The organism is Gordonia tangerina, from assembly GCF_021556435.1.
Taxonomy (GTDB): domain Bacteria; phylum Actinomycetota; class Actinomycetes; order Mycobacteriales; family Mycobacteriaceae; genus Gordonia; species Gordonia tangerina.
Genome location: NZ_JAKGCU010000001.1, coordinates 183,408 through 204,793, shown reverse-complemented (window position 1 = coordinate 204,793; position 21,386 = coordinate 183,408). Strand labels below are relative to the sequence as shown.

The window sequence follows — 21,386 nt, the reverse complement described above, 5'->3', positions numbered from 1 at the left end:
AACCGGAACGTTCACCTCAGTGGGATGCGTCGGCGTGCTTGCCGCCCCGCTTCGGAATGACATGCATGATCGCCACGATGATCGCGCCGATCACCAACCCCACGACCGCTGACACCACGGTCCCCGCCGTCCACGACAGAACACCGCCCAACGAGTGGGACAACTCGTGGAACCAGTGCTCGATGTCGTGCAGACGGTCGGCGGGCCAATGGAATCCGGCCTCGCCGACGTTGACGATCAGGATGTGCCCACCGACCCACAGCATAGCGGCAATGCCCACCACGGTCAGGGTGGACATGATCTTCGGCATCGCCTTGACCAGGCCGCGACCGATGCGTTGGCTCGCCGTCGACTTGCGTTGCGCCAGTGACAGTCCCACGTCGTCCATCTTGACGATCACCGCGACCACGCCGTAGACGAGTGCGGTGATGAGGAAGGCCACCACGATCAGCACCAGCAATCGGGTAAGGAACGGTTCGGATTCGACCGACGACAACGAGATGACCATGATCTCCGCCGACAGGATCAGGTCGGTGCGGATGGCACCGCTGACCATGGACTTCTCGAACTCGGGGCCCTTTGCCACGGCCGGCACCTCGTCGGCGTCGTGGTGTCCGTGGCCGCCGCCGAGGGCTTCGTACACCTTTTCGGCACCCTCGTAACTCAAGAACAGTCCGCCGGCGATCAGCAGATACGGCAGCGCTTGCGGCAGGAACTGGCTGAGGATCATCGCCACCGGCAGGATGATCAGCAGCTTGTTGCGGATGGACCCGACGGCGATCTTGCGGACGATCGGCAGCTCGCGGTCGGGGGTGAAGCCGTGGACGTAGCGCGGCGTCACGGCCGTGTCGTCGACGACGACGCCCGCCGCTTTGATGCTGGCCTTGCCGGCCGCCGCACCGATGTCGTCGAGCGACGCCGCGGCCGCTCGGGTCAAGGTCGCGATGTCGTCCAACAGCGCAACGAGGCCACCGGCCACCAGAACCTCCCGGGTCAGACGCACGAGTCATCGATCAGTATGCCCCGCTGATCTGACGTGCGGCGGACGCAGGGGCGAGCGCATCGCGAGGGTCGCGAAACTGTCGTATCCCGTTCGTATCGTCGTCGTCATCGGCAGCCGCCGGTCCACCCATCGAGCAAGGAGGACCATGACCACCGAGGCCTACGACGACCACGATCACGACGACGAGTTCGATGACGAGTTCGAGGGCTACGACGAGCAGGTCGCCGAGTCGTGGCGGGAGTTCACCCACGACCTGGCCGTGCGTCTGGGTGATCTGCGGTTCGGGTCGTTCGATTTCATCGAACTGACCCATCCCGTCGGTACCCGCGAGCAACTGCTCATCACGTTTCGGGCCAACCGCGCGAGCCGCGTCCGCGCGACCGTGCCCCGCAGCGCGCTGGTCGGGCCACGCCAGCCCGAGTGGGTGCAGACGCAACGAACGTTCGAGGCGTTGGACTGGCGCTATCTGCCGCGCAAAGAGGAGTACATCCGGGAGTTCGGTCGCAAGCAACTCTTCCGAGCTTCGGTCCAGACCATTACGCTGCTGCGAGGTCAGTGGGGCGTCACCCATCCGTCGTTCCTGTCGCTCACCGACCCGTTCAGCACTGTGCACCCGTTCTCGCTCACCGGGTGAGGCGCGACGCGGGCCACCCGTCTCCGCCGACTGGGCGCTCGATCACGTGAGGCACTCGATCCGTTGACTGGGCGTCGTTTTCCGTCGAGTGAGCGCGATTTTTCGTTGACTGGGTACCGGCGCCCACAGCGTGGACACGTCGCACTACCCACTCGACCAGAAACGGCGCCCACTCGACGGAGATGAGCGCCCAATCGACGGAAAACGGCACCCACTCGACGGTTGGACACTGCCGCGAACTGCGCCCATTGGCGGCCCTTCAATGCGCGTTCTTGACACCAGAAGACCGGAAATTGACAGTAGAGCCCATGGCCGTGATCCGGGGGACGTCGCTGCTCGGCTTCGCCGAGCTCGTGGCGCAGCTGGGTGCCGACCCCGACCCGCTGCTGCGCCGCGCCGGGATCGCGCCCGACGACGCCGGACGCTTCGATGCGTTCCTCACCTATGCGTCGTTGATCCGGGTACTGGAGTCGGCCGCCGAGGCCACCGACCGCGCCGACTTCGGTCGGTTGTTGGCGCAGCGGCACGGCATCGAGATCCTCGGGCCGGTGGGTGTCGCGGCACGTACCGCCGGTTCGGTGGCCGCGGCGTTCACGATCTTCGAGAAGTATCTGGGCGCCTACAGTTCGGGGCTCACCGCGCGTATCCAGCCCCTGCCCGACGACCGTTTCTCCTTCGTCGAGCTGCGACTACTCACCCCGCACCTGCCGGCACATCCGCAGACCACCGAACTCAGCCTCGGCGCCACCCTGCAGGTGCTGCGGTTCCTGCTCGGCGCCGGCTACGCCCCGCTGTCGGTACATCTGCCGCACGAGGCGCTGACCTCCCGTGACGACTATCTGCACTACTTCTCGTGCACCCCGCGCTTCGGGGAGCCGCGTGCCGGGTTCACCATCCTGACCGCCGACCTCGACCACCCTCTCGTCGACGACGAACACACCCACCGCGCAATGCTCGGCTACCTCGACACCGTCATCGACCGCACCGCTCCGGGCGTCACCACGTCGGTGCGGGAACTGGTGCGACAACTGTTGCCGACGATGTCGGCGACGCTGCCGGTCGTGGCCGATCAGTTCGGGCTGCACCCCAAGGCGCTGCAGCGACTACTCGCCGGCGAGGGCTCCAATTTCCTCGCCGTCGTCGACGACGTGCGCCGCGAGATGGCGCAGCGCTATCTGCGTGACACCGACGTGACGTTGTCGCACCTGGCGCACGAGTTGGGGTATGCCGAGCAGAGTGTGTTCAGTCGGTCGTGCCAGCGGTGGTTCGGGTCGTCGCCCGCCCGATTGCGCAAGCAGTGGCGCACAACCCCCGCGTTGTCCCCTGCGGATCACCCGGCCTGACCGCCACCGGCGTCCTGTGCTGTCAAGTTTCTGTCCTCTGCGGTCAATACATGGGCTGGCAATTCGGACAATGATGTGGGTCACACCTGTGTGTCGAGTGAAAGGGGGTCCACAGGATGCGCTGCCGGACCGCGCCCTTCGCGAAACCCACCGCCTGTGCCGCGTCGGAGTGCCACGCTCGGATGTGATCCCGCCACCCGCCACCGACCCGACCCCGAACACCTGAAGGAGAAGTCTCGATGCTGAGCACCATGCAAGATGCCCCGCTGTCGATCGCGCAGCTGCTGCGCCACGGCAGCTCTGTCCACGGCACCGCCGAAGTGGTCACCTGGACCGACGACGGTCCGCGTCGTCGCAGTTACGCCGACGTGGGCAAGCGCTGCGCGCAACTCGCGCACGCCCTGCGCGGGCTGGGCGTGACCGGCGACGAGCGGGTGGGCACGTTCATGTGGAACAACGCCGAGCATCTCGAGGCCTACCTGGCGATCCCGTCGATGGGCGCGGTGCTGCACACACTGAACATCCGACTGTTCCCCGAGCAGCTGGTGTTCGTGGCCAACCACGGTGAAGACCACGTCATCATCGTCGACCCCACCCTGCTGCCGCTGCTCAATCCGCAGCTGCCGCAGCTGAAGACGGTCCAGCACGTCATCGTGACCGGCGACTCGACCGCAGGTGTGGAGGCACCCGAAGGGGTGCAGGTTCACTCCTACGAGCAGTTGATCGCCGACCAGCCGACCGAGTTCGACTGGCCGGAGGTGGACGAACGCTCAGCTGCCGCGATGTGCTACACGTCGGGCACCACCGGCGACCCGAAAGGCGTTGCCTACTCGCATCGTTCGATCTACATGCACTCGATGCAGGTGTGCATGACCGACGGCCCCGCACTCAAGCAGGGTGATCGGGCGCTGGCGGTGGTGCCACAGTTCCACGCCATGTCGTGGGGACTCCCCTACGCGGCGTTCATGATCGGCGCGTCGCTGATCATGCCCGACCGCTTCCTGCAGCCTGAGCCGCTGGCCGCGTTGATCGCCGCCGAGAAGCCCAACTTCTCCGCCGCAGTGCCCACCATCTGGCAGGGTCTGCACCAGTACCTCGAGGCACATCCGCAGGACATCTCGTTCATGAAGGACGTGCTGATCGGCGGGTCGGCGGTGCCGCCGTCGCTGATGCACACCTTCGAGGAGGACCACGGCGTGCAGGTGCTGCACGCGTGGGGCATGACCGAGACGTCGCCGCTCGGTTCGGTGGCTCGCCCGCCCGCCGACACCGAGGGGGAGGAGCGTTGGCGCTACCGCTACACGCAGGGTCGGTTCCCGGCGTCGGTGCAGGCCCGCCTGGTCGACGACCTCGGCGAGGTGGTTGCGCACGACGGCAAGAGCGTCGGTGAACTGGAGGTCCGCGGCCCATGGATCACCGGCTCCTACTACGGGGTCGACGCCCCGGAGAAGTTCCAGGACGGCTGGCTGCGCACCGGCGACGTCGGCACCATCACCCCCGACGGCTACCTCACCCTGACCGACCGCACCAAGGACATCATCAAGTCCGGCGGCGAATGGATCTCTTCAGTGGACCTGGAGAACGCGGTGATGGGCCATCCGGACGTCATCGAGGCCGCCGTCATCGGCATCCCCGACGCCAAGTGGGACGAGCGGCCGCTGGTCGCGGTGGTGCTGCGGGAGGGCTCTGACGCCACCGCCGACATCCTCCGGGAGTTCCTGTCCGACAAGGTCGCCAAGTGGCAGCTGCCGGAGAACTGGACTGTGATTCAGGAGGTGCCGAAGACCAGCGTCGGCAAGTTCGACAAGAAGCGGCTGCGCTCGCAGTACCAGGATGGCGACCTCGACGTCACGCGGATCTGAGGCTCGATTCTCTGCTGGCCGCGGGCCGGAGTGTTCGTCCCCCGGGTGTTGTTTCATCCGCCGACTGCGGTCGGCGGGTGAGGCGATACCCGGGGGACGAATTGTGTTGGGGCGGAGCGTCGTCGTCGGCGGCGGCGATGTCCGCGGGCAGCCCGTCAAGCACGGGACCGTGGCGTATATGCTACGGTTGACGTGTTGGTGCATCAGCACTATAGGGAGCGGGGACGCCATGAACGAGGCTTTCAACACACTGCTCGAACTCGAGGGCCGTGACCCCGAGTTCGTGCGCGCCTACGCTGCGGAGTCCGCGCGGATCGAGGCAATCGACTCGATCATCAACGCACTCGACGAAGCGCGGGCTGAAGCAAATCTGAGTAAAGCGGCCCTGGCCCGCGCGATCGGCTCCGAGGCAAGCACCGTACGACGTCTCCTCTCAGCCGAATCGGTGAATCCGACACTCAGCACCATCGCCGAGGTGGCTGCGGCACTGGGCATGAAGGTGACGCTCACGCCGATGACAAGGGAGGAGCGCACCCGTATCACCGAGCCGATGCGGGCCTGCGCCTAGCACCACTAGATTCCGTCCAGCGCTTCGCGGATGTCCTCCGCGGTGACCAGTGACCGTGGGTTGCGTCGTCGGTACTCCTCGCCGAATTTCCGCACACCTGCGTACCGGACATCTGACATGGTCGTCTGGTAGCGCTTCGCGGCACCATCTATCACCACGAGCAATGGCGCTGCCTTTTCTGCAGCGTCGTAGTCCAGTAAGCAGAACAACCGGTAGTGCCACTTTCCGTTCGGGGTCTTCGAGGTGATCCGCACTTCGAAGTATCCGGTCATGTCGCCGTGCATCGCTTCCCACTGTCCGCCGCCGGCGAACCGCTTCGGTGGAGCCTTGGCCACCGCTGCAAGGGTGGCGAGCAGCCTCGCCCTCACCTTCACAGGAAACTCCAAAAGTGAATCAAGGCCGGGAGCCGCCCCCCGCGGCGTCGTCGCTGTGGTGCCGTTTGAAGAACACCACTTCGTGCGGAGTGTCGGACGGGAGGGGATCGACCCGGGACTTACTGCTCACGAGTCCAGCTCATCACCACCGACCGACAGAACGCGGACGGCAGCGCAAGCGGCACCGTCCACGACGGTTCGTCCCCCGGGTGTTGTTTCGTCCGCTGGCCGCAGTCGGCGGGTGAGGCGATACCCGGGGACGAATTGTGTTGGGGCTCAGTTGTCGAGCAGATCGGCGAGCGCGTCGTCGAGGTGCGGGAAGCGGAACTCGAAGCCGAGGTCGTCGAGCACCTGGGACCGGGCGCGTCGTCCGGTGAGGCCCAGGGCCGGGTCGGTGCGCAGCGCGATGGCGCCCAGCCGCAGCAGCGGGGCGGGGGTCGGCGGAGCCGGCGGACGGTGCAACGCCTGGCGCAGCGATGCCATCAGCTCGGCGTTGCGCACCGGGTGCGGGCTGGCGCCGACGACGACGCCGTCGGGGATGGTGATCGCGGGGTCAAGCCCCAGTGCGGCACGGGCGATCGCCAGCCAGTCGTCGATGTGGATCCAGCTGAACCACTGACGGCCCGATCCGACGCGACCACCGAGCCCGACGCGGGTGAGGTCGGCGAGGCGTTTCATCGCCGGGGCCTGATTGTCGAGGACGATGGAGGTGCGCAGCACTACGAGGTGCTCGGTGTGCGCGCCGGAAACCGCCTCCTCCCACGGCAGGGCGACGCCGGTCATCTGCGGCAGGCCCTCGGGGACGGGTGTGGTCTCGGTGCACCACTGCTCGCCGGCGTCGCTCCAGATGGCGGTGGTGCTGGCCTGCAGCCAGTGCGCGATCGGGCTGTCGCGCAGCTTCGAGGCAGCCACCAGGGCTCGGGTGGCGTCGACGCGGCTGTCGCGCAGCAGCGCGATGTTGCGTTCCGTCGGACGACAATCCACCAGCTTGCCGGCCAGATTCGCCACCGCGACCGGACGGCCCGACACGAGGATGTCGGCCCAGTCGCCGACGGTACGGCCGTCCCATTCCAGCTGCTCGAAGGGCGACGCGGAGTTTATGCTGCGGGTGAGGATGACCGGTCGATGCCCGCGACACGCTAGGTCGGCGGCCAGATGTTGTCCGAGTGCGCCGCTGCCGCCGGCCAGGACGACGGACAGTGCGTCGTCGACTGGTGCGAGGCCGGCCAGGCGAGCCAGGCGGGCGAAGTCCACTCGGTCGGTCACGTGTGGGACGGCAGACCGCAGCGTTCGGCTCGCCGGGCCTGTCACGGTGACCTTATCGGTGACAACACACCCGCCGTCGGCCGGTGTGAGGTGGAAGTCGATGATCGTCGCCCCCACCGGCTCCTTCTGCGTCAGCTGCATATGACGGCCCGGGTTATAGGCGGTGATGGTGAACGGTGGCGCGAAGCGTCGATGCAGTGGTCCGGCGACGCGATGCGTCTGCACGTAGGAACCTTCGGCGCCGACGGCGATCGCGTCGTCGACGGTCACCGATCGATACCCGCTGTGCCATTCGGGCAGCCGGGACGGATCGCCGAGCACCTGCCACAGCGCACCGGCGTCGAGGGCGATGAACTGGGCGTACGTCGTTGTACTGGCCATGTCTCACGGTAGGCCGGTCTTGGATTCGCAGCGCTGTCGCGATTGTCACGTTGACAGCAACGCGGGGAAGCGCCCGCCAGTTTCGAGAAGTGCTCCGCCGACCGCGCTAGCGTCGGCCGAACAAATGACGCCCTGATCACCGTTCAAGTCCGCCTTGTTCGAATTGGTATGCTCCCTCCGACAACGGGCGGAACTGACTTTTCGGGGGTATCAGTGCTGGTTGATCCAGACGTCCTACGTGCTCTGGCAACGCAGACCGTTGGCGCTGCCGACAGTATTGACGGTGCCGACCTGCCGGGCGTGGCCGCGCGTGCAGCCGACGGGCTGGACAGATCGACCAGCCAATGGGCCGCCCGCCTGGTAGCTACGCATCTAGATCAGCAGTGCCAGAGGATGCAAGACGGTCTCACGACGATGGGGCAGGCCGTTCGCGGCGCGGGTGAAAACTACCGTGTCACCGATGAGGATCTCGCAGCGGACCTCACCCGCCTCTGGAGGTAGAGACAATGCTGCCGTCACGACCTCGGCTCGAGAGTTGGGACCCCGCGTCACTCGGACCAGGTGGCGCAGCCGTCACGACCGCCGGTCAATACGTTCACGATGCCGTGAGCACGTTGGACGCCGCCTGCCACACCCTCCCCGAGCTAAACGCTTGGTCTGGGGACGCGCACGACGCCGCAGCCGCGATGTTCGGCCGAGCGAACGCTGCCGCCGCTCATCTATCCGACAATGCAGCCGCCGTGGGCACGGCGACCAGCGCCGGCGCCGGTCCGCTCGGTGACGCACGGGCTTCGCTCCTCGCCAAGGCCAACGACATTGACGCCGGGGATCTCTGGGTGACGGATGACTGGGTCGTCCTGATCAAGGCAGCCCCGCTGTCAGCGGACGAAGCGGAAACCCTCGCGGACCGAGCAGTCGCCGAGCAGGTCGTAGTGAATCGCTTCTTGCTCGCCGTCGGTGACGCAGACGAGGAAACAGCCAACAGCATTGTGGCCGCGGCGAGCGCCCATGGGTTCGAGATTCCGAGATCGATCATCCCGCTGCCGGGGACCAGCAGGCCCGCCGATGAAGTCCCCAACCCTCAGAACCCCATGGGCCTGTACCAGCAGGCGCTGGTGCGCTCCGAGGACATGGGAGTGACGGTGCGTGAAACCACCAAGCACGAGGACGCGGTGGGGAACCGGGTCACCACCATGCACATGCAGGACGGGAGTCGGCAGGAACACATCCTCATGAATCCCTATCGCGGGCCGGTGGCAGCGTCCGTGTTCAACGACGTCCGGGTATTGCACTACGACAGGAACGGGAACGAGATTTCCAAGAGCAGGTCGTGGGAGAACTTCGAAGGCACGAAGTTCATGACGACCACATGGGCGGACGGGACCACGGTGCACGCCGAAGAGTGGGAGGACGGCTACAAGGTTGCCCGCGTCAGCACCGCCGACGGACGGACCGGGGAGATCCCCGCCGACAGTCCGTTCTTCACGCATCCAGGCCTGACGACAGTGGGTGGCGCGATGAGTGGACTCGACGAGTATGCGACGCGCGGGGGAGGTATTCCGACGCTCAGCGCCGACGACGTCAAAAAGGTTGGGGTTGGCGCAAAATTTGCTGGGCCGGCACTGGGTATTGCGACGGCCATCTACGATGTCGCCACCGCAGACGCCGGACAGAGATGCGAAGCCGCAATATCAGGAACGTTCGGCGTGGTCGGCGGCGCAGTGGCCGGCACAGCCGGGGGTGCGCTCGGGGCTGCAGCAGGCATGGGCGCGGCATCGGCACCAGCTGCCGTAGGCGGCGCCGCGGTAGGCGGCACGCTCGGCAGTTGGGCGGGCGGTTGGGTCGGCCAAAAAGTTGCCGGGGTGGTCTGCCGATGACCGCCCTCACCGCTCCCAGCCGCTGGCGAGGTCCTTCGAAATGGATGGTCGCCGGCATGGTGTTTTTCGTTGCGGCCGTGCCCTTCTGCCTCAACTGGGCTGTGCGAGCTCTGCTCAACGGCAATGCGCTGACGTCCCTGGTCGCTGTGGGCCTGGGCGTTTCGTTGTGCGGCTATGCAGCGGCCGGATACCGCCTCTATCGGAGGCGGGTAATCCCTCGGGCGACATCAACTTCCGACGGCACGATCGTCGAGCCCGACTACGTCTCGCGACGAATCATGAGCACGACTTTCTGCGGGCTCATCCTCAGCGGAGTTCTATTCGCTGTTCTTGCCCCCCAAGACAAGGTTGACCTCGATCTCAGCGACGGCCAGCGACTCTTCTTCTCGATCGGGGCATTGCTTGTTGCCATTCTGTGCGTCCCCGCTTTGATCGGTTCCGCATTCCGTGATGGGCCTCGCATCGCGCTTGGCAGACAAGGCGTCGACTTCTACAACGGAAGGCGGTGGACGACGTTTCAGTGGGACGAAATCAAGGCCATCCTCGACTACATCCCGGAGGGGAAGTCCAACACAGGCCATCCGATCACCGTCATCGCGACCGACGACCGGCAGTTCACGCTGGACACACCCGACTCCTACACGCCGGGAGGCACTGCGCTCTTCTGGATGCTGCGGTACTACTGGCTCACCTCTGACGCGCGCGACGAGTTGGCTGACGGTCGAGCAGTCACGCGATATCTGGAGAGCCGGTTCGAGATGATCTAAGAGCCGAGGCAAGAGGGCAGCTGATGGCTTGTTGTGCCGGAACGGGGTTCTGGACATACGACCCGCGGGCTTTGACAGCCGCGCTGCCGTCGAGGTGACCGAGCGATAGCCGTGCCGATCCAGCAACATGCCGGGTGCCGAGCATTTGCCATACAGCGCGTCGGCGTCGAGATGTTGGGAGCCGTGAACCTCGGCGTTGCGAACTCGCACCTGATTAACTCAGTGCATGGCCCGTGTCACCCGCCTTGCGCTGCTTCGTGTCCTCGTCGTCCTCGGACTGGCTCTCGGATCGATGGTGTTCGCGGCGGCTCCGGCGGCGATCGCGGCCCCCGGCCCGGGTTCACCGCTCCCGTCTGCCGACCCGTTCTACAGCTATTCCGGACCCCTCGAGAACATCGCACCCGGCACGGTGCTGCGGTCGCGGCCGATGACGTTCCGCACTCCGACACTCGACACCCCGATCACCGGAACCCAGGTGCTGTATCGGACCACCGATCAAGCCGGCGATGGGGCCGTCACGGTGGCGACGGTGCTGCGTCCGCTGACGCCGGGCCCGACCCGATTGGTGTCCTACCACATGGCCTACGACGCGCTCGGCTCGAAATGCGACCCGTCGTACACCCTCAGCGGCGGCTACGCGAACTCGCTGAACACCGCCGAACAGGGCGTGATCGCAGGCTATCTCGCCGCCGGCTACACCGTGGTGGCGCCCGACTACGAGGGCGAGGACCTGGAATGGACCATCGGCCGGCAGTCGGGGTACGCCGCGCTCGACGGCGTCCGCGCCGCGCAGCGTTTCCTGCGGGTCCCCGACTCCACGCCGGTGGGCCTGGTCGGTTACTCCGGCGGTTCGGTGCCGACCCAGTGGGGCGCCGAGGTCGCGCCGCGCTACGCACCGGAGCTCAACATCGTCGGCACCGCGGCCGGCGGCCTGCCCGTCGACCTGTCCCACAACCTGCCCTACATCGACGGCAGTGATCAGTGGGCCGGGGTGATCCCCGCGCTCGTGGTCGCCTACCAACGCACCTATGACCTCGACGTCGACTCCTTCCTCTCCGCCCGCGGCAAGCAGACCTCCCAGCAGGTCAGCGATGAGTGCATCGTCGAATTCGCCGGCAACTATCCCGGACTCACCAGCGCCGACATGGTGAAACCACCCTACTCCGGGCTGCTCGACGTGCCCGAGGTGGTCCGCGCAGTCAACGACAACATCATGGGCACTGCCGGTACCCCGCGCTCGCCGCTGTTGCTGGCCGTCGGACACAGCGACGCTATCGGCGACACGATCATGGTCACCGGCGACGTGGCGGGTCTGGCGCACGAATACTGCTCGCGCGGCGTGGATGTCACCTACGCCCAGTACGACGGACGCACGCACGGTCAGGCGTTCCCAGTCTTCGAGGCGCAGGCCCTGCCGTATCTGACCGAACGGTTCAACGGGGTGCCGACCCGCAGTAACTGCGCGACGATCCCGCAGGGGAACAGTCTGGCGCCGATGGCGGTGCCGTAAGGATGCACCACCATCGGCGGAGGACTTCGCGCGCCGGTCGTTCTTGCGCGCGTGAAGCTTCGCGCGCGAGCGCACGCTAGACGCGCGAGAGACGTTCCGTCAGGCCGGCGCCCCCGCGACGGCCCGCGAGTGGTCGATCTCGATCGGGGTCTCCTCGACCGCTTCGGCGACTGCGGCCGGCTCGGCGCCCGGCCCGAAGTGCGCGAACTGTTCGATGTGCTGATCCAGCGACAGCGGGCTCGGGGTGCCGTAGGTGAAGTAGGTTTCCCACGGCAGCTTGGCGCCGCCGATGGCGAGGCCGGTGTCGATGTCGGACATCTGCCATGTCTTGGTCTGCGCGTCGGGGTCGAGGTGCAGGTAGCCGGCCTCGCCGAACAGTTCGATCCGGTTGCCGCCGGGCTCGAAGACGTACAGGAACTGGCCTTGGGTGATGCCGTGTACGTCGGGGCCGGCTTCGATCTGGATGTCGTAGTCGCGGAACATCTCTGCAGCATCCATGTTGTGCTGACCGGTCCCGTAGTAGAAGGCGACGTGATGCAGTTTGCCTCGCCCGCCGGTCATGTCACGCATACAGGCGACCTCGTGGCCCAGGATGTTGGAGCTCATCCAGGCGCCGATCTCCTCGTCGCCATCGACGACGCGTTCGGTGGTGCGGAAACCGAGGTGGCGTTCGAACTCGTTCTTGACCGAGGTCACATTCGACGCCATCAGATTCAGGTGGTCGATGCGCTTGACCGGGATACCCGACAGCGGCTTCTTCGACGGGCGCGACAGGATCTTGCTCCGCAGTTCCTCAGGCGCCACATACTTCTCGGCCTCCCACACCAGTGACAGGTTGTGGCCGTCGGCGGAGTGATACTCGAAGGTCTTCCCGAAGCCGAACTGATCCTCCGACCACCTGCCGTCGACGTTGCCGTCCTTGAGGGACTTCACCCGACGTTCCAGTGCCTCGGGGGAGCTGGTGCGTAGCGCGGCGTGTCCCATGCCGGCCTGATCGGATTCGGTGATCTTCAGGCTCCACTGGTAGGGGTCCTCGTAGCCGCGCAGGTACACCGACTGCCCCTCGCGCTGCGTGACATACATGCCGAGGAACCGGGTGAAGAAGTCCTCGGTCTCCTGTGGCTTCGGGCTGAACAGTTCGACCCGCGCGAGGTGGGCGATCTCGAATCGGTCTGTGTTCTCGCTCATCGGTACTCCTGTGGTGAATCGTCCGGCACCGGGGGTTCCCTGGGGCCGCTCCATCGGTGGATGACCCGAGCATGCCGCGCTCCTGTGACCCGGGTCACGGCCATTCGGGATGGCCGAACACCGTCGGCACATCCGATGCCGGAATTCGGGCAGTCCGGTCGACGCCCCTCCGGCACAGCGGATCTTCGTACGGTCGAGCCAACGCGACAGCGAGTGAAGGAGAACCAAGATGAGTCGGTTGACGGCCGCGATCGTCGGGTCGGGAAACATCGGCACCGATCTGATGTACAAACTGCTGCGGTCCGAGCACGTGGACCCGGTGGCGATGGTGGGTATCGACCCTGACAGCGAAGGGCTTGCGCGGGCACGGGCTGCCGGACTGGACAGCTCAGCCGATGGGATCGAGTGGCTGCTCGCACAGTCCGAGCTGCCAGATCTCGTGTTCGAGGCGACGTCGGCGAAGATCCATTCCGCCGCGGCGCCGCGGTATGCCGAAGCCGGGATCGTCGCAATCGATCTGACACCGGCCTCGGTGGGTCCGTATGTGGTTCCCGCGGTGAATCTTTCCGAGCACCTGCAGGCGCCGAATGTGAACATGGTGAGCTGCGCCGGCCAGGCGACCATCCCGATCCTGTACGCGATCAACGAGGTCGCCGACGCGTCCTATGGGGAGATCGTGGCGGCGATCGCGTCCAAGAGCGCCGGCCCCGGCACTCGGCAGAATCTGAGTGAGTTCAGCGAGAAAACCGGCCGCGCACTGGCGCAGGTGGCCGGCGCCGACCGCGCCAAGGCGATCTCGGTGATCAATCCCGCCGAACCGCCGATGAACATGCGTGACACCGTCTACGCCCGCGTCCGCAACCCCGATGCCGCCGCCATCGAGCGCGCGGTGATCGACATGGTCGGAGAGGTGCAACGGTACGTACCCGGCTACTCGCTCAAGCTCGTCGACGTCGAGGGCGATCTGGTGACGGTCATGCTCGAGGTCGTCGGCGCCGGCGACTTCCTGCCCACCTACGCCGGCAACCTCGACATCATCACCGCTGCGGCCACCCGGGTGGCCGATGTGATGGCCCAACAGAATCTCGTGACAGGAGCAGCACAGTGACCACCAACGCCGATTCGACCCAGGCGGTGACCCTGGTCGACACCACGCTGCGTGACGGCATGTCCAGCGTGTCACACCAGTTCACCACCGACAACGTCGCCGCCATCGCCGCCGGACTCGACCGGGCCGGTGTGCCGACCATCGAGGTGGCGCACGGCATCGGACTGGGCGCGTCGTCCATCCAGTATGGCCAGGCCGCAGCCACCGACCCCGAGTACATCCGCGCCGCGGTCGGCGCCGTCGAACACGCCGACATCGCCGCCCTGTACGTGCCCGGCATCGCCACCCTCACCGAACTTCAGGGCGCCATCGACGCCGGCATCCGCACCGTGCGGGTTGCGGTGCACTGCACCGAAGCCGACTGCGCCCAGCAGCCAGTCGAGTGGGCGAAGAGCAAGGGCCTCACCGTCATGTGCTTTCTGATGATGAGCCACAAACTCGAGCCCGAGCCGCTGGCCGAGCAGGCCGCCAAGCTGGATTCCTATGGCGCCGACGTCGTCTACGTGGTCGACTCCGCCGGCGCGATGGTGCCGCAGCAGGCCGGTGCACGGGTCGCCGCCTTGCGAAGCGCGATCAACGCACACATCGGCTTCCACGCCCACAACAACCTCGGCGTCGGGATCGCGAATGCCTTGACCGCTGCGGAGAACGGCGCCACCTACATCGACGGGTCGCTGCGCGGCCTCGGTGCGAGCGCGGGCAACGCGCAGACCGAGGTGCTGGCCGCCGCGTTCGAACGAGCCGGATGGCGCACGGACGTCGACCTGTTCGGTCTCATCGACACCGCCGAGCACGTCGTCGCGCCGTTGATGACAGAACCGCAGATCGTCGACGAAACCGCCCTGGTCCTCGGCTATGCCGGGGTGTACTCCACGTTCTTCCACCCCACCAAACGCGCGGCCAAGAAGTTCGGCCTTCCCACCCGCGACATCCTGCTCGAACTCGGACGGCGCGGCGTCATCGGCGGCCAGGAGGACATGATCATCGACGTCGCCTCCGAACTGGCCGGACGCACCTACGAGACCCCGGAGGTGGCAGCGGTATGACCACATCACCGACGAGCCCGATCAACGTCAAGCACCTGATCGGTGGCGACTGGAGACCGGCCTCGGATGGCGCGACCTTCGAGACCCACGACCCGCACGACGGCACCCTACTCGGCACGATCGCCCGCGGCACCGCCGACGATGGCGCCGAGGCGATCACCGTCGCCCGCCGCACCTTCGACGAGGGCGGATGGTCGCAGATGTCACCCAAGGAGCGGGCCAAGATTCTGCATCAGGTGGCCGATGCCGTCGACGCGCACCGCGACGAACTGGCGATGCTCGAAACCCGCGACGGCGGTAAGACGATCACCCAGTCGCTGCATGCCGAGATCCCCCGCGTGGCACACAACTTGCGCTTTTTCGCCGACTACGTGTCGATGGCGGCCAATGAGGCCTACCCCGACGGTGATCTGCTGTCCTATGTGCTGTACCCGCCTGCCGGAGTGGTGTCGGCGATCAGTCCGTGGAATGCGCCACTGATGCTGGCCACCTGGAAGATCGCGCCCGCGTTGGCCTTCGGCAACACCGTGGTGCTCAAGCCGGCCCCGCAGACACCGTTGACCGCCAATCGGTTCGCCGAGATCGCCCTCGAGGCGGGACTACCGCCCGGGGTGCTGAATGTGGTGCACGGCTTCGGTGGCGAGGCCGTCGCCGGACCGCTAACCTCGGACCCGCGGGTCGATCGCATCACCTTCACCGGCTCGAGCGCGACCGGCGTGAAGATCCTGCAGGCCGCCGCCGCCAACCACACCCCGGTGTCGGCGGAGATGGGCGGCAAGTCCGCCAACATCGTCTTCGACGACGCCGATCTCGATGTCGCGGTGCCGATGTCGCTTCGGGCTATCTTCGGCGGCAACGGGCAGGTGTGCCTGTCGGGTACCCGCCTGCTGGTACAGAACTCGATCCGCGAGAAGTTCCTGGAGCGGTTCACCGAGGAGGCCCGCAAGCTGGTGGTCGGCGACCCGAAGGAGGCGTCGTCGTTCATGGGCCCACTCATCGAGCAACGCCACCTGGAGAAGGTGCACGGCTACGTCGAACTCGCGCAGGAGGAAGGCGGCAAGGTGATCACCGGCGGCGAACGGCTCACCGGTGACGCGTATGCGAACGGCTTCTACTACCCGCCGACCATCATCACCGGGCTCGACAACACCTCCCGCACAGCGCGCGAAGAGATCTTCGGTCCGGTGGAAACCGTGATCGGTTTCGACACCGAGGAGGAGGCACTGCGCATCACCAACGACTCCCCCTACGGACTCGCCGGAATCCTGTTCACCGAGAACCTCAATCGCGCCCACCGGCTGGCGGCTCGGTGGAAGGCCGGCACCGTCTGGATCAACACCTTCTTCGAGCGCGACCTTCGCCTGCCGTTCGGCGGTGAAGGCATCAGCGGGCTCGGCCGCGAAGGTGGGCAGTACTCGCGCGAGTTCTTCACCGAGCCGCGTGCCGTCACCATCCGGTTGCGGAAGTGATGGGCATGAAGATGCCGTCAACGGAGACGTGCGTGGTCGTCGGCGCGACCGGCGCGATGGGCTCGGTGATCACCGAACGCCTCGCACGCACTGGTTATCGAGTTGCGGCGGTCGCGCGCAGCGCCGACGAACTGGAGAAGCTGGCGACGTCGAGCGACCGGATCGTGCCGTGCGTGGCCGACATCGGCTCCGACGACGCCGTCGACACCATCCGCTCGAGTCTCGCCGGACCGGTTCGGTTGGCACTGTTCGCCGCAGGCCTTCCGGTGCGCGGGTCGGCCGATTCGATCGAGCCGTCGGCGCTTGCGTTGGCCGCGAACATCAAGGTGGCCGGTACGGTGCGGCTGCTACACGCGGTGCGTGATCATCTGCGGAATGGGTCGAGTTTTGTGGCGATCGCCGGGTCGCTCGGAGCCGAGCCGGGTCCGCTCGATGCCGGTCCCGGCACCGCAAACGCCGCGCTGTTCAACCTGATGCGTCAGATCAGCAAGCTATACGGTCCGAAAGGCGTTGTCACCCATACCATCGCACCCGGACCTATCGATACACCACGGCTGCGATCACTGGTGGAGACGCAAGCCGGCGAGTCCGGGCGCAGCGTCGACGACGTGTGGGCCGACTATCGCGCCAAGACCTCGCTGGGTCGGCTGCCCACCCTTGACGAGATCGCTTGGCTGGTGGAAACGCTGCTCGCACCGGAGGCCGCCGTCCTGCACGGTGCCACCCTCGCAGCCGACGGCGGCGTACGCCACTCACTCCTCTGACCCCAAGGACCTGACATGCCTGTCGCCCACTTTCACCTGCCCCGCAACACCTTCAGCGCCGACGAGGAGCGTCGCCTTGCCGTAGCAGCCAGCGAAACCTATGCGCGTGTGCTGGATTCGCCGATCGACCGTGTCCGCGTCTTCGTCGTGCACTATGAGCCGACAGCTGTCGCGGTCGGCGGGCGACTCGTCGACGAGGGCGCTGCGGTGTCGCCCTACTTCACCGCCATCGTGTTGGCCGGGCGGACGGTGGAGCAACGTCAGGAGTTGGCGAGCGCGCTCACCGATGTGGTGGTCGACGTACTCGGGGTCGAGCGGAAGCAGGTGCGCGGACAGATCGTCGAAGTCGCGCCCGAGAACTGGTCGATCGGCGGGACCCCGGCAAGCGCGTTGCGGGCGGCGGAGATCGCAGCGCGTAGGTAGTCGCACCAACTGGTGGTCGAGTAGCAGCGAAACGAAGTGAGTCGCGTATCGAGACCTCGGAAGGTGGCACTGGTCTCGATACGCTCTCGGCTAGCGCCTCGAACTACTCGACCAGCAGTGGGCCCGCCCTTGCATCGAACGCCTCGAACTGCTCGGGGCAGCTCCCTGCTGGTCGAGTAGCGGCGAACGAAGTGAGTCGCGTATCGAGACCTCGGAGGGTGGCACTGGCCTCGATACGTTCTCGGCTAGCGGCTCGAACTACTCGACCAGCAGTGGGCCCGCCCTTGCATCGAACGCCTCGAACTACTCGGGGCAGCTCCCTGCTGGTCTAGTAGTCGACGAGCAGTTGGGGCAGCTCTCTGCTGGTCGAGTAGTCGACGAGCGCAGCGAGGAGACGTATCGAGACCAGTACCACCTGTGGATGAGTATCCGGCACCGATGGCTCCAGGCTGCATAGTCGACGTATGGGGGCGTTCGTCTACATCCTTGAATGTGCCGATGGCAGCTTCTACGTCGGGAGCACGCGGAATCTCGAACTACGACTAGCGCAACATAACTCGGGTCGAGGATCGGTGTACACGTCTGCTCGGTTGCCTGTGCGGTTGGCGTACTACCACGAGTGCGAATCGATCGATGTTGCGTTCGCGCTGGAGAAGCGCATCCAGAACTGGTCACGGGCGAAGCGGCTCGCGCTGATCGAAGGCAGGCTCGACGACCTTCCGCGGCTCTCGAAGAAGAGGCGTCGGGGATGAGGTCGATCGCTGGCCGTAGCACTGGTCTCGATACGTTCTCGGCTAGCGCCTCGAACTACTCGACCAGCAGTTGAAGGCGCCTCTTCTGCTGATCGAGTAGCGGCGAACGGAGTGAGTCGCGTATCGAGATCCACTGTGGGCGGCACTGGTCTCGATACGCTCTCGGCTAGCGCCTCGAACTACTCGACCAACAGTCGGGGGCGCCTCGAACTACTCGACCAGCAGTTGGAGCGTCTCTCCTGCTGATCGAGTAGCGGCGAACGGAGTGAGTCGCGTATCGAGATCGATCGGCGGTCAGGGGCCGGTGGTGGTTTCGTCGACGAAGTACATCGTGGCACCGCCGGAGGCGAAGTTGGGGACGTCACCGGCAGCGGCCTGCCCGGCGTCGGAGCCGAGCGCCTGGGCGCACGCGTCTTTCGATGTGAAGGTGAGTGTCGCAATCGCGTAGGCGGCCGGCGGGTTGCCGTCGAGTGATTCGCACCGGCCCATCGAGAACCGCTCGACACCGGGGATGGCTTTAACCAGGCGCACATGCTTGGTCTCGTAGTGCTCGTCGAAGGCCACCGGGTCGGTGGGCTGGTTGTAGATGACAGTGAGCTGATACATCGGTGTGCCTCTCGGGTGGGTGTCAGGGTGTCGCGACGGATGCGGCGGGGGTGAACTCCTCGCGGAAGATCAGCCGCGGCGCCATACGGCGACGTTTGAGCGACTTCACCGCGGCGTCGATCATGGCGGGCGGACCGCACAGGTAGGCGCTCATGCCTTTGCAGCTGCGGAAGTCGCCGACCACGACGTCGGTGACCAGGCCGGTCGCGCCGTCCCATGACTCGTCGCTGAGCGCCGGGCGGTAATGGAAGTGCTCGTGCTGCGCGGCGAGGTCGGTGAAGAACTCGACGTCGTACAGGTCCGCACGGCCGCGCCCACCGTGGTAGAGGTACATCTCCGGCACCAGTTCGCGGTCAAGAGCGTGTCGCACAATGGATTTGAGCGGCGCGAGGCCGGTTCCACCGCCGATGAGGATGGCCGGTTCGGCTTGCTGGTGGACCAGGTTGAACTGGCCCAGCGGACCGCGGAGGTCGATGCGGTCGCCCACCGCGAGCGAGTCGAAGATCCAACCGTCGGTGGCCAGCCCACCCGGTGTTCGTTTCACGTGGAACTCGAGTCGCCGCTGCTCACCGGGCGGATTGGCCATCGAGTACTGTCTGCCGACGCCGTGCCCGGGCACGATCAGCTCGCAGTACTGGCCGGCGTTGAACGCCATGTCCTCGTCGAGGTCGACGACGAGACGGCGGGTGTTCGCCGCGACATCTGACAGCTCGACGACCTCGCCGAGGTAGTCGCGCAGCGGATGGTGCGGCACTCCGTCGTCGACGGCACCGGTCGGCTCGACGACAAGATCGGACTGCGGGGTCGCCATGCAGGCCAGGGCGAGGTCGTCGGCGCGTTCGGCGCCGGTCAGCGTGTACTCGGGCGACTCGCGATGATCGACCGATCCGCACAGCACCTTGAGCTTGCAGGTACCGCAGGTGCCCTGCGTGCACGAATGCGGAATCCACGCGCCGGCGCGCAGGGCGGCGTCGAGAATGGGTTGACCGTCGGCGACGTCGAACGCGTCGGCCGATCCTTTGATCTCCACTCGGTGCGTGCTCATGATCGCCTCTCGGTGCGGCGGGCCGGCGGGCATGGTGATGGTCATCGCTCACACCTCCCAGGTGACGTGCAATTCCTTGGGGCCGCGGAATCCCCAGCCCCAGAAGCTGACCTCGTGGTCGGGATCGAGTTCGATGTTCGGGATCGTCTCGAACAGTTCCTCGAGCGCGATGCGCACCACGGCGCTGGCGAAGTAGGTGCCGGCGCAGGCGTGCACGCCGCCGCCGAAGGTCATGTTGGGGATCACCGCGCGGTCCAGGTCGTAGCGGGTGGGCGCGTCGTAGGCGTGCTCATCGTTGTTCGCCGACCCGTAGGACAGCATCACCAACGACCCGGCGGGTAGCGTCACGCCGCCGACGGTGACCTCATCGGTGGCCACCTTCACCGCCGCCGACCAGATCGGTGCGACCCACCGCATACCCTCCCCCACCGCGCGCGGGATCAGCGTCGGATCGTCGATGACACGTTCGAGCTGTTCGGGCCGACTGAACAGTCCGGCGAGGGTGGTGCCCATGGCGTGGCCCGGTTCCTGCATCGCGCCGAGCAGGAACACGTACAGGTTCGGGTAGATCACCGACCGGTCGCGGGTCTGACCGTCGGGCATCCCATCATGCAGCCAGTGCGAAATCGCGGTGTGATCCGGATTCTCGATCCAGTGATCGATCTTCGGATCGAGGTGCGCGATGATCTCGGCCTTCGCCTCGTCACCGGGGATGAAGCCGTCCGGGTTGGCGAACTCGCCGTCGGCGGTCATGTCGGCGTTGGTGAACGAGACGCTGAGCTTGTGGAACCATTCGCGCAGTTTGTCGGTGCTGACGTCGTTGAGCCCGAGTAGATCGCCCAGGGACCGGACACTGACCGGTTCGAAGTACTCCGCGACGATGTCGGCGGTGCCGTTGTCTTCGATGGCCGCCAGCCGTTCCCGGGCGAACGGGCGCACCAGGTCGTCGATGTAACCGTCCACCGCGGCGGGCTGCAGGTGTGGCTCCACCATGCCGCGCAGGTTCTGATGCTCCGGACCGTTGGTGTTGAGGATGGCGCCCTCCCCGAAGGTGCGCCCGCCGGCCGGTGAGATCACTGCGGGCCAGTTCTCCGAGTCCTTGGCGATCTCCATGCACAGTTCGCGGGTGGACACGATGTGCAGACCCAACTGCGGGACGTATGCGATGGGCGCCTCGGCCCGCAGCCGCTCGTACACCTGGTGTGGATCGTTCTCCAGCTGTTCGATGGTGATGTCTTCGATCCATGCGGGAGTCAGAGATTGCGCAGTGGTCATGGGTTTCTCCGTTCGGATATGCGGAATCGACATCGGAATCGACCGGCGGACGATCCGGTGATGACGGCGACCGGGCTTGATGAACCCTGTGATCTGGAACACTATGGTCAGATCGGAGGAGAGAG

Annotated in this window: 20 protein-coding genes; 13 read left to right on the top strand and 7 right to left on the bottom strand. The window is 66.2% G+C overall.

The features are described from left to right. Nucleotides 1-16 precede the first annotated feature (16 nt). On the bottom strand, nt 17-979 hold the full coding sequence (locus L1892_RS00930; RefSeq protein ID WP_235721988.1) for a DUF808 domain-containing protein: 963 nt from the start codon (nt 977-979) through the stop codon (nt 17-19). A gap of 169 nt (nt 980-1,148) precedes the next feature. Here L1892_RS00930 and L1892_RS00925 point away from each other — a divergent pair, with 169 nt between their 5' ends. The 4 genes from L1892_RS00925 to L1892_RS00910 all read left to right on the top strand — a co-directional run bounded on the left by L1892_RS00925 (nt 1,149) and on the right by L1892_RS00910 (nt 5,410). Continuing rightward, on the top strand, nt 1,149-1,637 hold the full coding sequence (locus tag L1892_RS00925) for a TY-Chap domain-containing protein (protein WP_235721567.1): 489 nt from the start codon (nt 1,149-1,151) through the stop codon (nt 1,635-1,637). Between the two features lie 308 nt (nt 1,638-1,945). After that, nucleotides 1,946-2,980: an AraC family transcriptional regulator gene (locus L1892_RS00920; protein ID WP_235721566.1), complete on the top strand. Its 1,035-nt coding sequence runs from the start codon at nt 1,946-1,948 to the stop codon at nt 2,978-2,980. 239 nt (nt 2,981-3,219) lie between these two features. Continuing rightward, nucleotides 3,220-4,842, top strand: coding sequence for a long-chain fatty acid--CoA ligase (locus tag L1892_RS00915; protein ID WP_235721565.1), 1,623 nt, complete (start codon nt 3,220-3,222; stop codon nt 4,840-4,842). 229 nt (nt 4,843-5,071) lie between these two features. After that, complete coding sequence (locus L1892_RS00910; RefSeq protein WP_235721564.1) at nt 5,072-5,410, top strand: type II toxin-antitoxin system RelB family anti-toxin; 339 nt, start codon at nt 5,072-5,074, stop codon at nt 5,408-5,410. 5 nt (nt 5,411-5,415) lie between these two features. Here L1892_RS00910 and L1892_RS00905 read toward each other — a convergent pair whose 3' ends face one another. Together L1892_RS00905 and L1892_RS00900 are read right to left on the bottom strand one after the other, a co-directional pair. Beyond that, nucleotides 5,416-5,745: a hypothetical protein gene (locus L1892_RS00905; RefSeq protein ID WP_235721563.1), complete on the bottom strand. Its 330-nt coding sequence runs from the start codon at nt 5,743-5,745 to the stop codon at nt 5,416-5,418. 315 nt (nt 5,746-6,060) lie between these two features. Next, a complete protein-coding gene (locus tag L1892_RS00900; RefSeq protein WP_235721562.1) occupies nt 6,061-7,431 on the bottom strand; it encodes a DUF1731 domain-containing protein in 1,371 nt (456 codons plus the stop codon). 605 nt (nt 7,432-8,036) lie between these two features. On the opposite strand from L1892_RS00900, the gene L1892_RS00890 reads away from it, so the two are divergent. The 3 genes from L1892_RS00890 to L1892_RS00880 all read left to right on the top strand — a co-directional run bounded on the left by L1892_RS00890 (nt 8,037) and on the right by L1892_RS00880 (nt 11,585). After that, nucleotides 8,037-9,308, top strand: a complete 1,272-nt coding sequence (locus L1892_RS00890; RefSeq protein WP_235721560.1) for a hypothetical protein — start codon at nt 8,037-8,039, stop codon at nt 9,306-9,308. Continuing rightward, on the top strand, nt 9,305-10,075 hold the full coding sequence (locus tag L1892_RS00885; RefSeq protein ID WP_235721559.1) for a hypothetical protein: 771 nt from the start codon (nt 9,305-9,307) through the stop codon (nt 10,073-10,075). Before L1892_RS00890 ends, L1892_RS00885 begins: the two co-directional genes overlap by 4 nt. Nucleotides 10,076-10,301: 226 nt before the next feature. After that, nucleotides 10,302-11,585, top strand: coding sequence for a lipase family protein (locus L1892_RS00880; protein WP_235721558.1), 1,284 nt, complete (start codon nt 10,302-10,304; stop codon nt 11,583-11,585). Nucleotides 11,586-11,684: 99 nt separating this feature from the next. Here the strand turns inward: L1892_RS00880 and L1892_RS00875 are convergent, their stop codons facing one another. Next, entirely contained in the window at nt 11,685-12,773 is a 1,089-nt protein-coding gene (locus L1892_RS00875; protein WP_235721557.1) for a VOC family protein, read from the bottom strand. A 229-nt stretch (nt 12,774-13,002) separates the two neighbouring features. Here L1892_RS00875 and L1892_RS00870 point away from each other — a divergent pair, with 229 nt between their 5' ends. The 6 genes from L1892_RS00870 to L1892_RS00845 all read left to right on the top strand — a co-directional run bounded on the left by L1892_RS00870 (nt 13,003) and on the right by L1892_RS00845 (nt 18,335). Next, complete coding sequence (locus L1892_RS00870) at nt 13,003-13,881, top strand: acetaldehyde dehydrogenase (acetylating) (protein WP_235721556.1); 879 nt, start codon at nt 13,003-13,005, stop codon at nt 13,879-13,881. Further along, entirely contained in the window at nt 13,878-14,927 is a 1,050-nt protein-coding gene (gene dmpG, locus L1892_RS00865) for a 4-hydroxy-2-oxovalerate aldolase (RefSeq protein WP_308191631.1), read from the top strand. Before L1892_RS00870 ends, dmpG begins: the two co-directional genes overlap by 4 nt. Then, entirely contained in the window at nt 14,924-16,396 is a 1,473-nt protein-coding gene (locus L1892_RS00860) for an aldehyde dehydrogenase (RefSeq protein ID WP_235721555.1), read from the top strand. Before dmpG ends, L1892_RS00860 begins: the two co-directional genes overlap by 4 nt. A gap of 11 nt (nt 16,397-16,407) precedes the next feature. Beyond that, nucleotides 16,408-17,160 carry an SDR family oxidoreductase gene (locus L1892_RS00855; protein WP_235721986.1) on the top strand — a complete coding sequence of 251 codons (753 nt, stop codon included), beginning with the start codon at nt 16,408-16,410 and terminating at the stop codon, nt 17,158-17,160. Between the two features lie 15 nt (nt 17,161-17,175). Continuing rightward, the gene (locus L1892_RS00850) at nt 17,176-17,583 is read left to right on the top strand and encodes a tautomerase family protein (protein ID WP_235721554.1); all 408 of its coding nucleotides are present in this window, start codon (nt 17,176-17,178) and stop codon (nt 17,581-17,583) included. A gap of 464 nt (nt 17,584-18,047) precedes the next feature. After that, nucleotides 18,048-18,335 (top strand): GIY-YIG nuclease family protein, encoded by a 288-nt coding sequence (locus L1892_RS00845; protein WP_235721553.1) that lies wholly within the window; start codon nt 18,048-18,050, stop codon nt 18,333-18,335. A gap of 294 nt (nt 18,336-18,629) precedes the next feature. Here the strand turns inward: L1892_RS00845 and L1892_RS00840 are convergent, their stop codons facing one another. The 3 genes from L1892_RS00840 to L1892_RS00830 are packed head-to-tail and all read right to left on the bottom strand — an operon-like array spanning nt 18,630 to nt 21,261. Further along, a complete protein-coding gene (locus tag L1892_RS00840) occupies nt 18,630-18,941 on the bottom strand; it encodes an EthD family reductase (RefSeq protein WP_235721552.1) in 312 nt (103 codons plus the stop codon). Between the two features lie 22 nt (nt 18,942-18,963). After that, complete coding sequence (locus L1892_RS00835) at nt 18,964-20,031, bottom strand: NADH:ubiquinone reductase (Na(+)-transporting) subunit F (RefSeq protein WP_372474929.1); 1,068 nt, start codon at nt 20,029-20,031, stop codon at nt 18,964-18,966. Between the two features lie 3 nt (nt 20,032-20,034). Continuing rightward, the gene (locus L1892_RS00830) at nt 20,035-21,261 is read right to left on the bottom strand and encodes a cytochrome P450 (RefSeq protein WP_235721551.1); all 1,227 of its coding nucleotides are present in this window, start codon (nt 21,259-21,261) and stop codon (nt 20,035-20,037) included. Between the last annotated feature and the right edge of the window lie 125 nt (nt 21,262-21,386).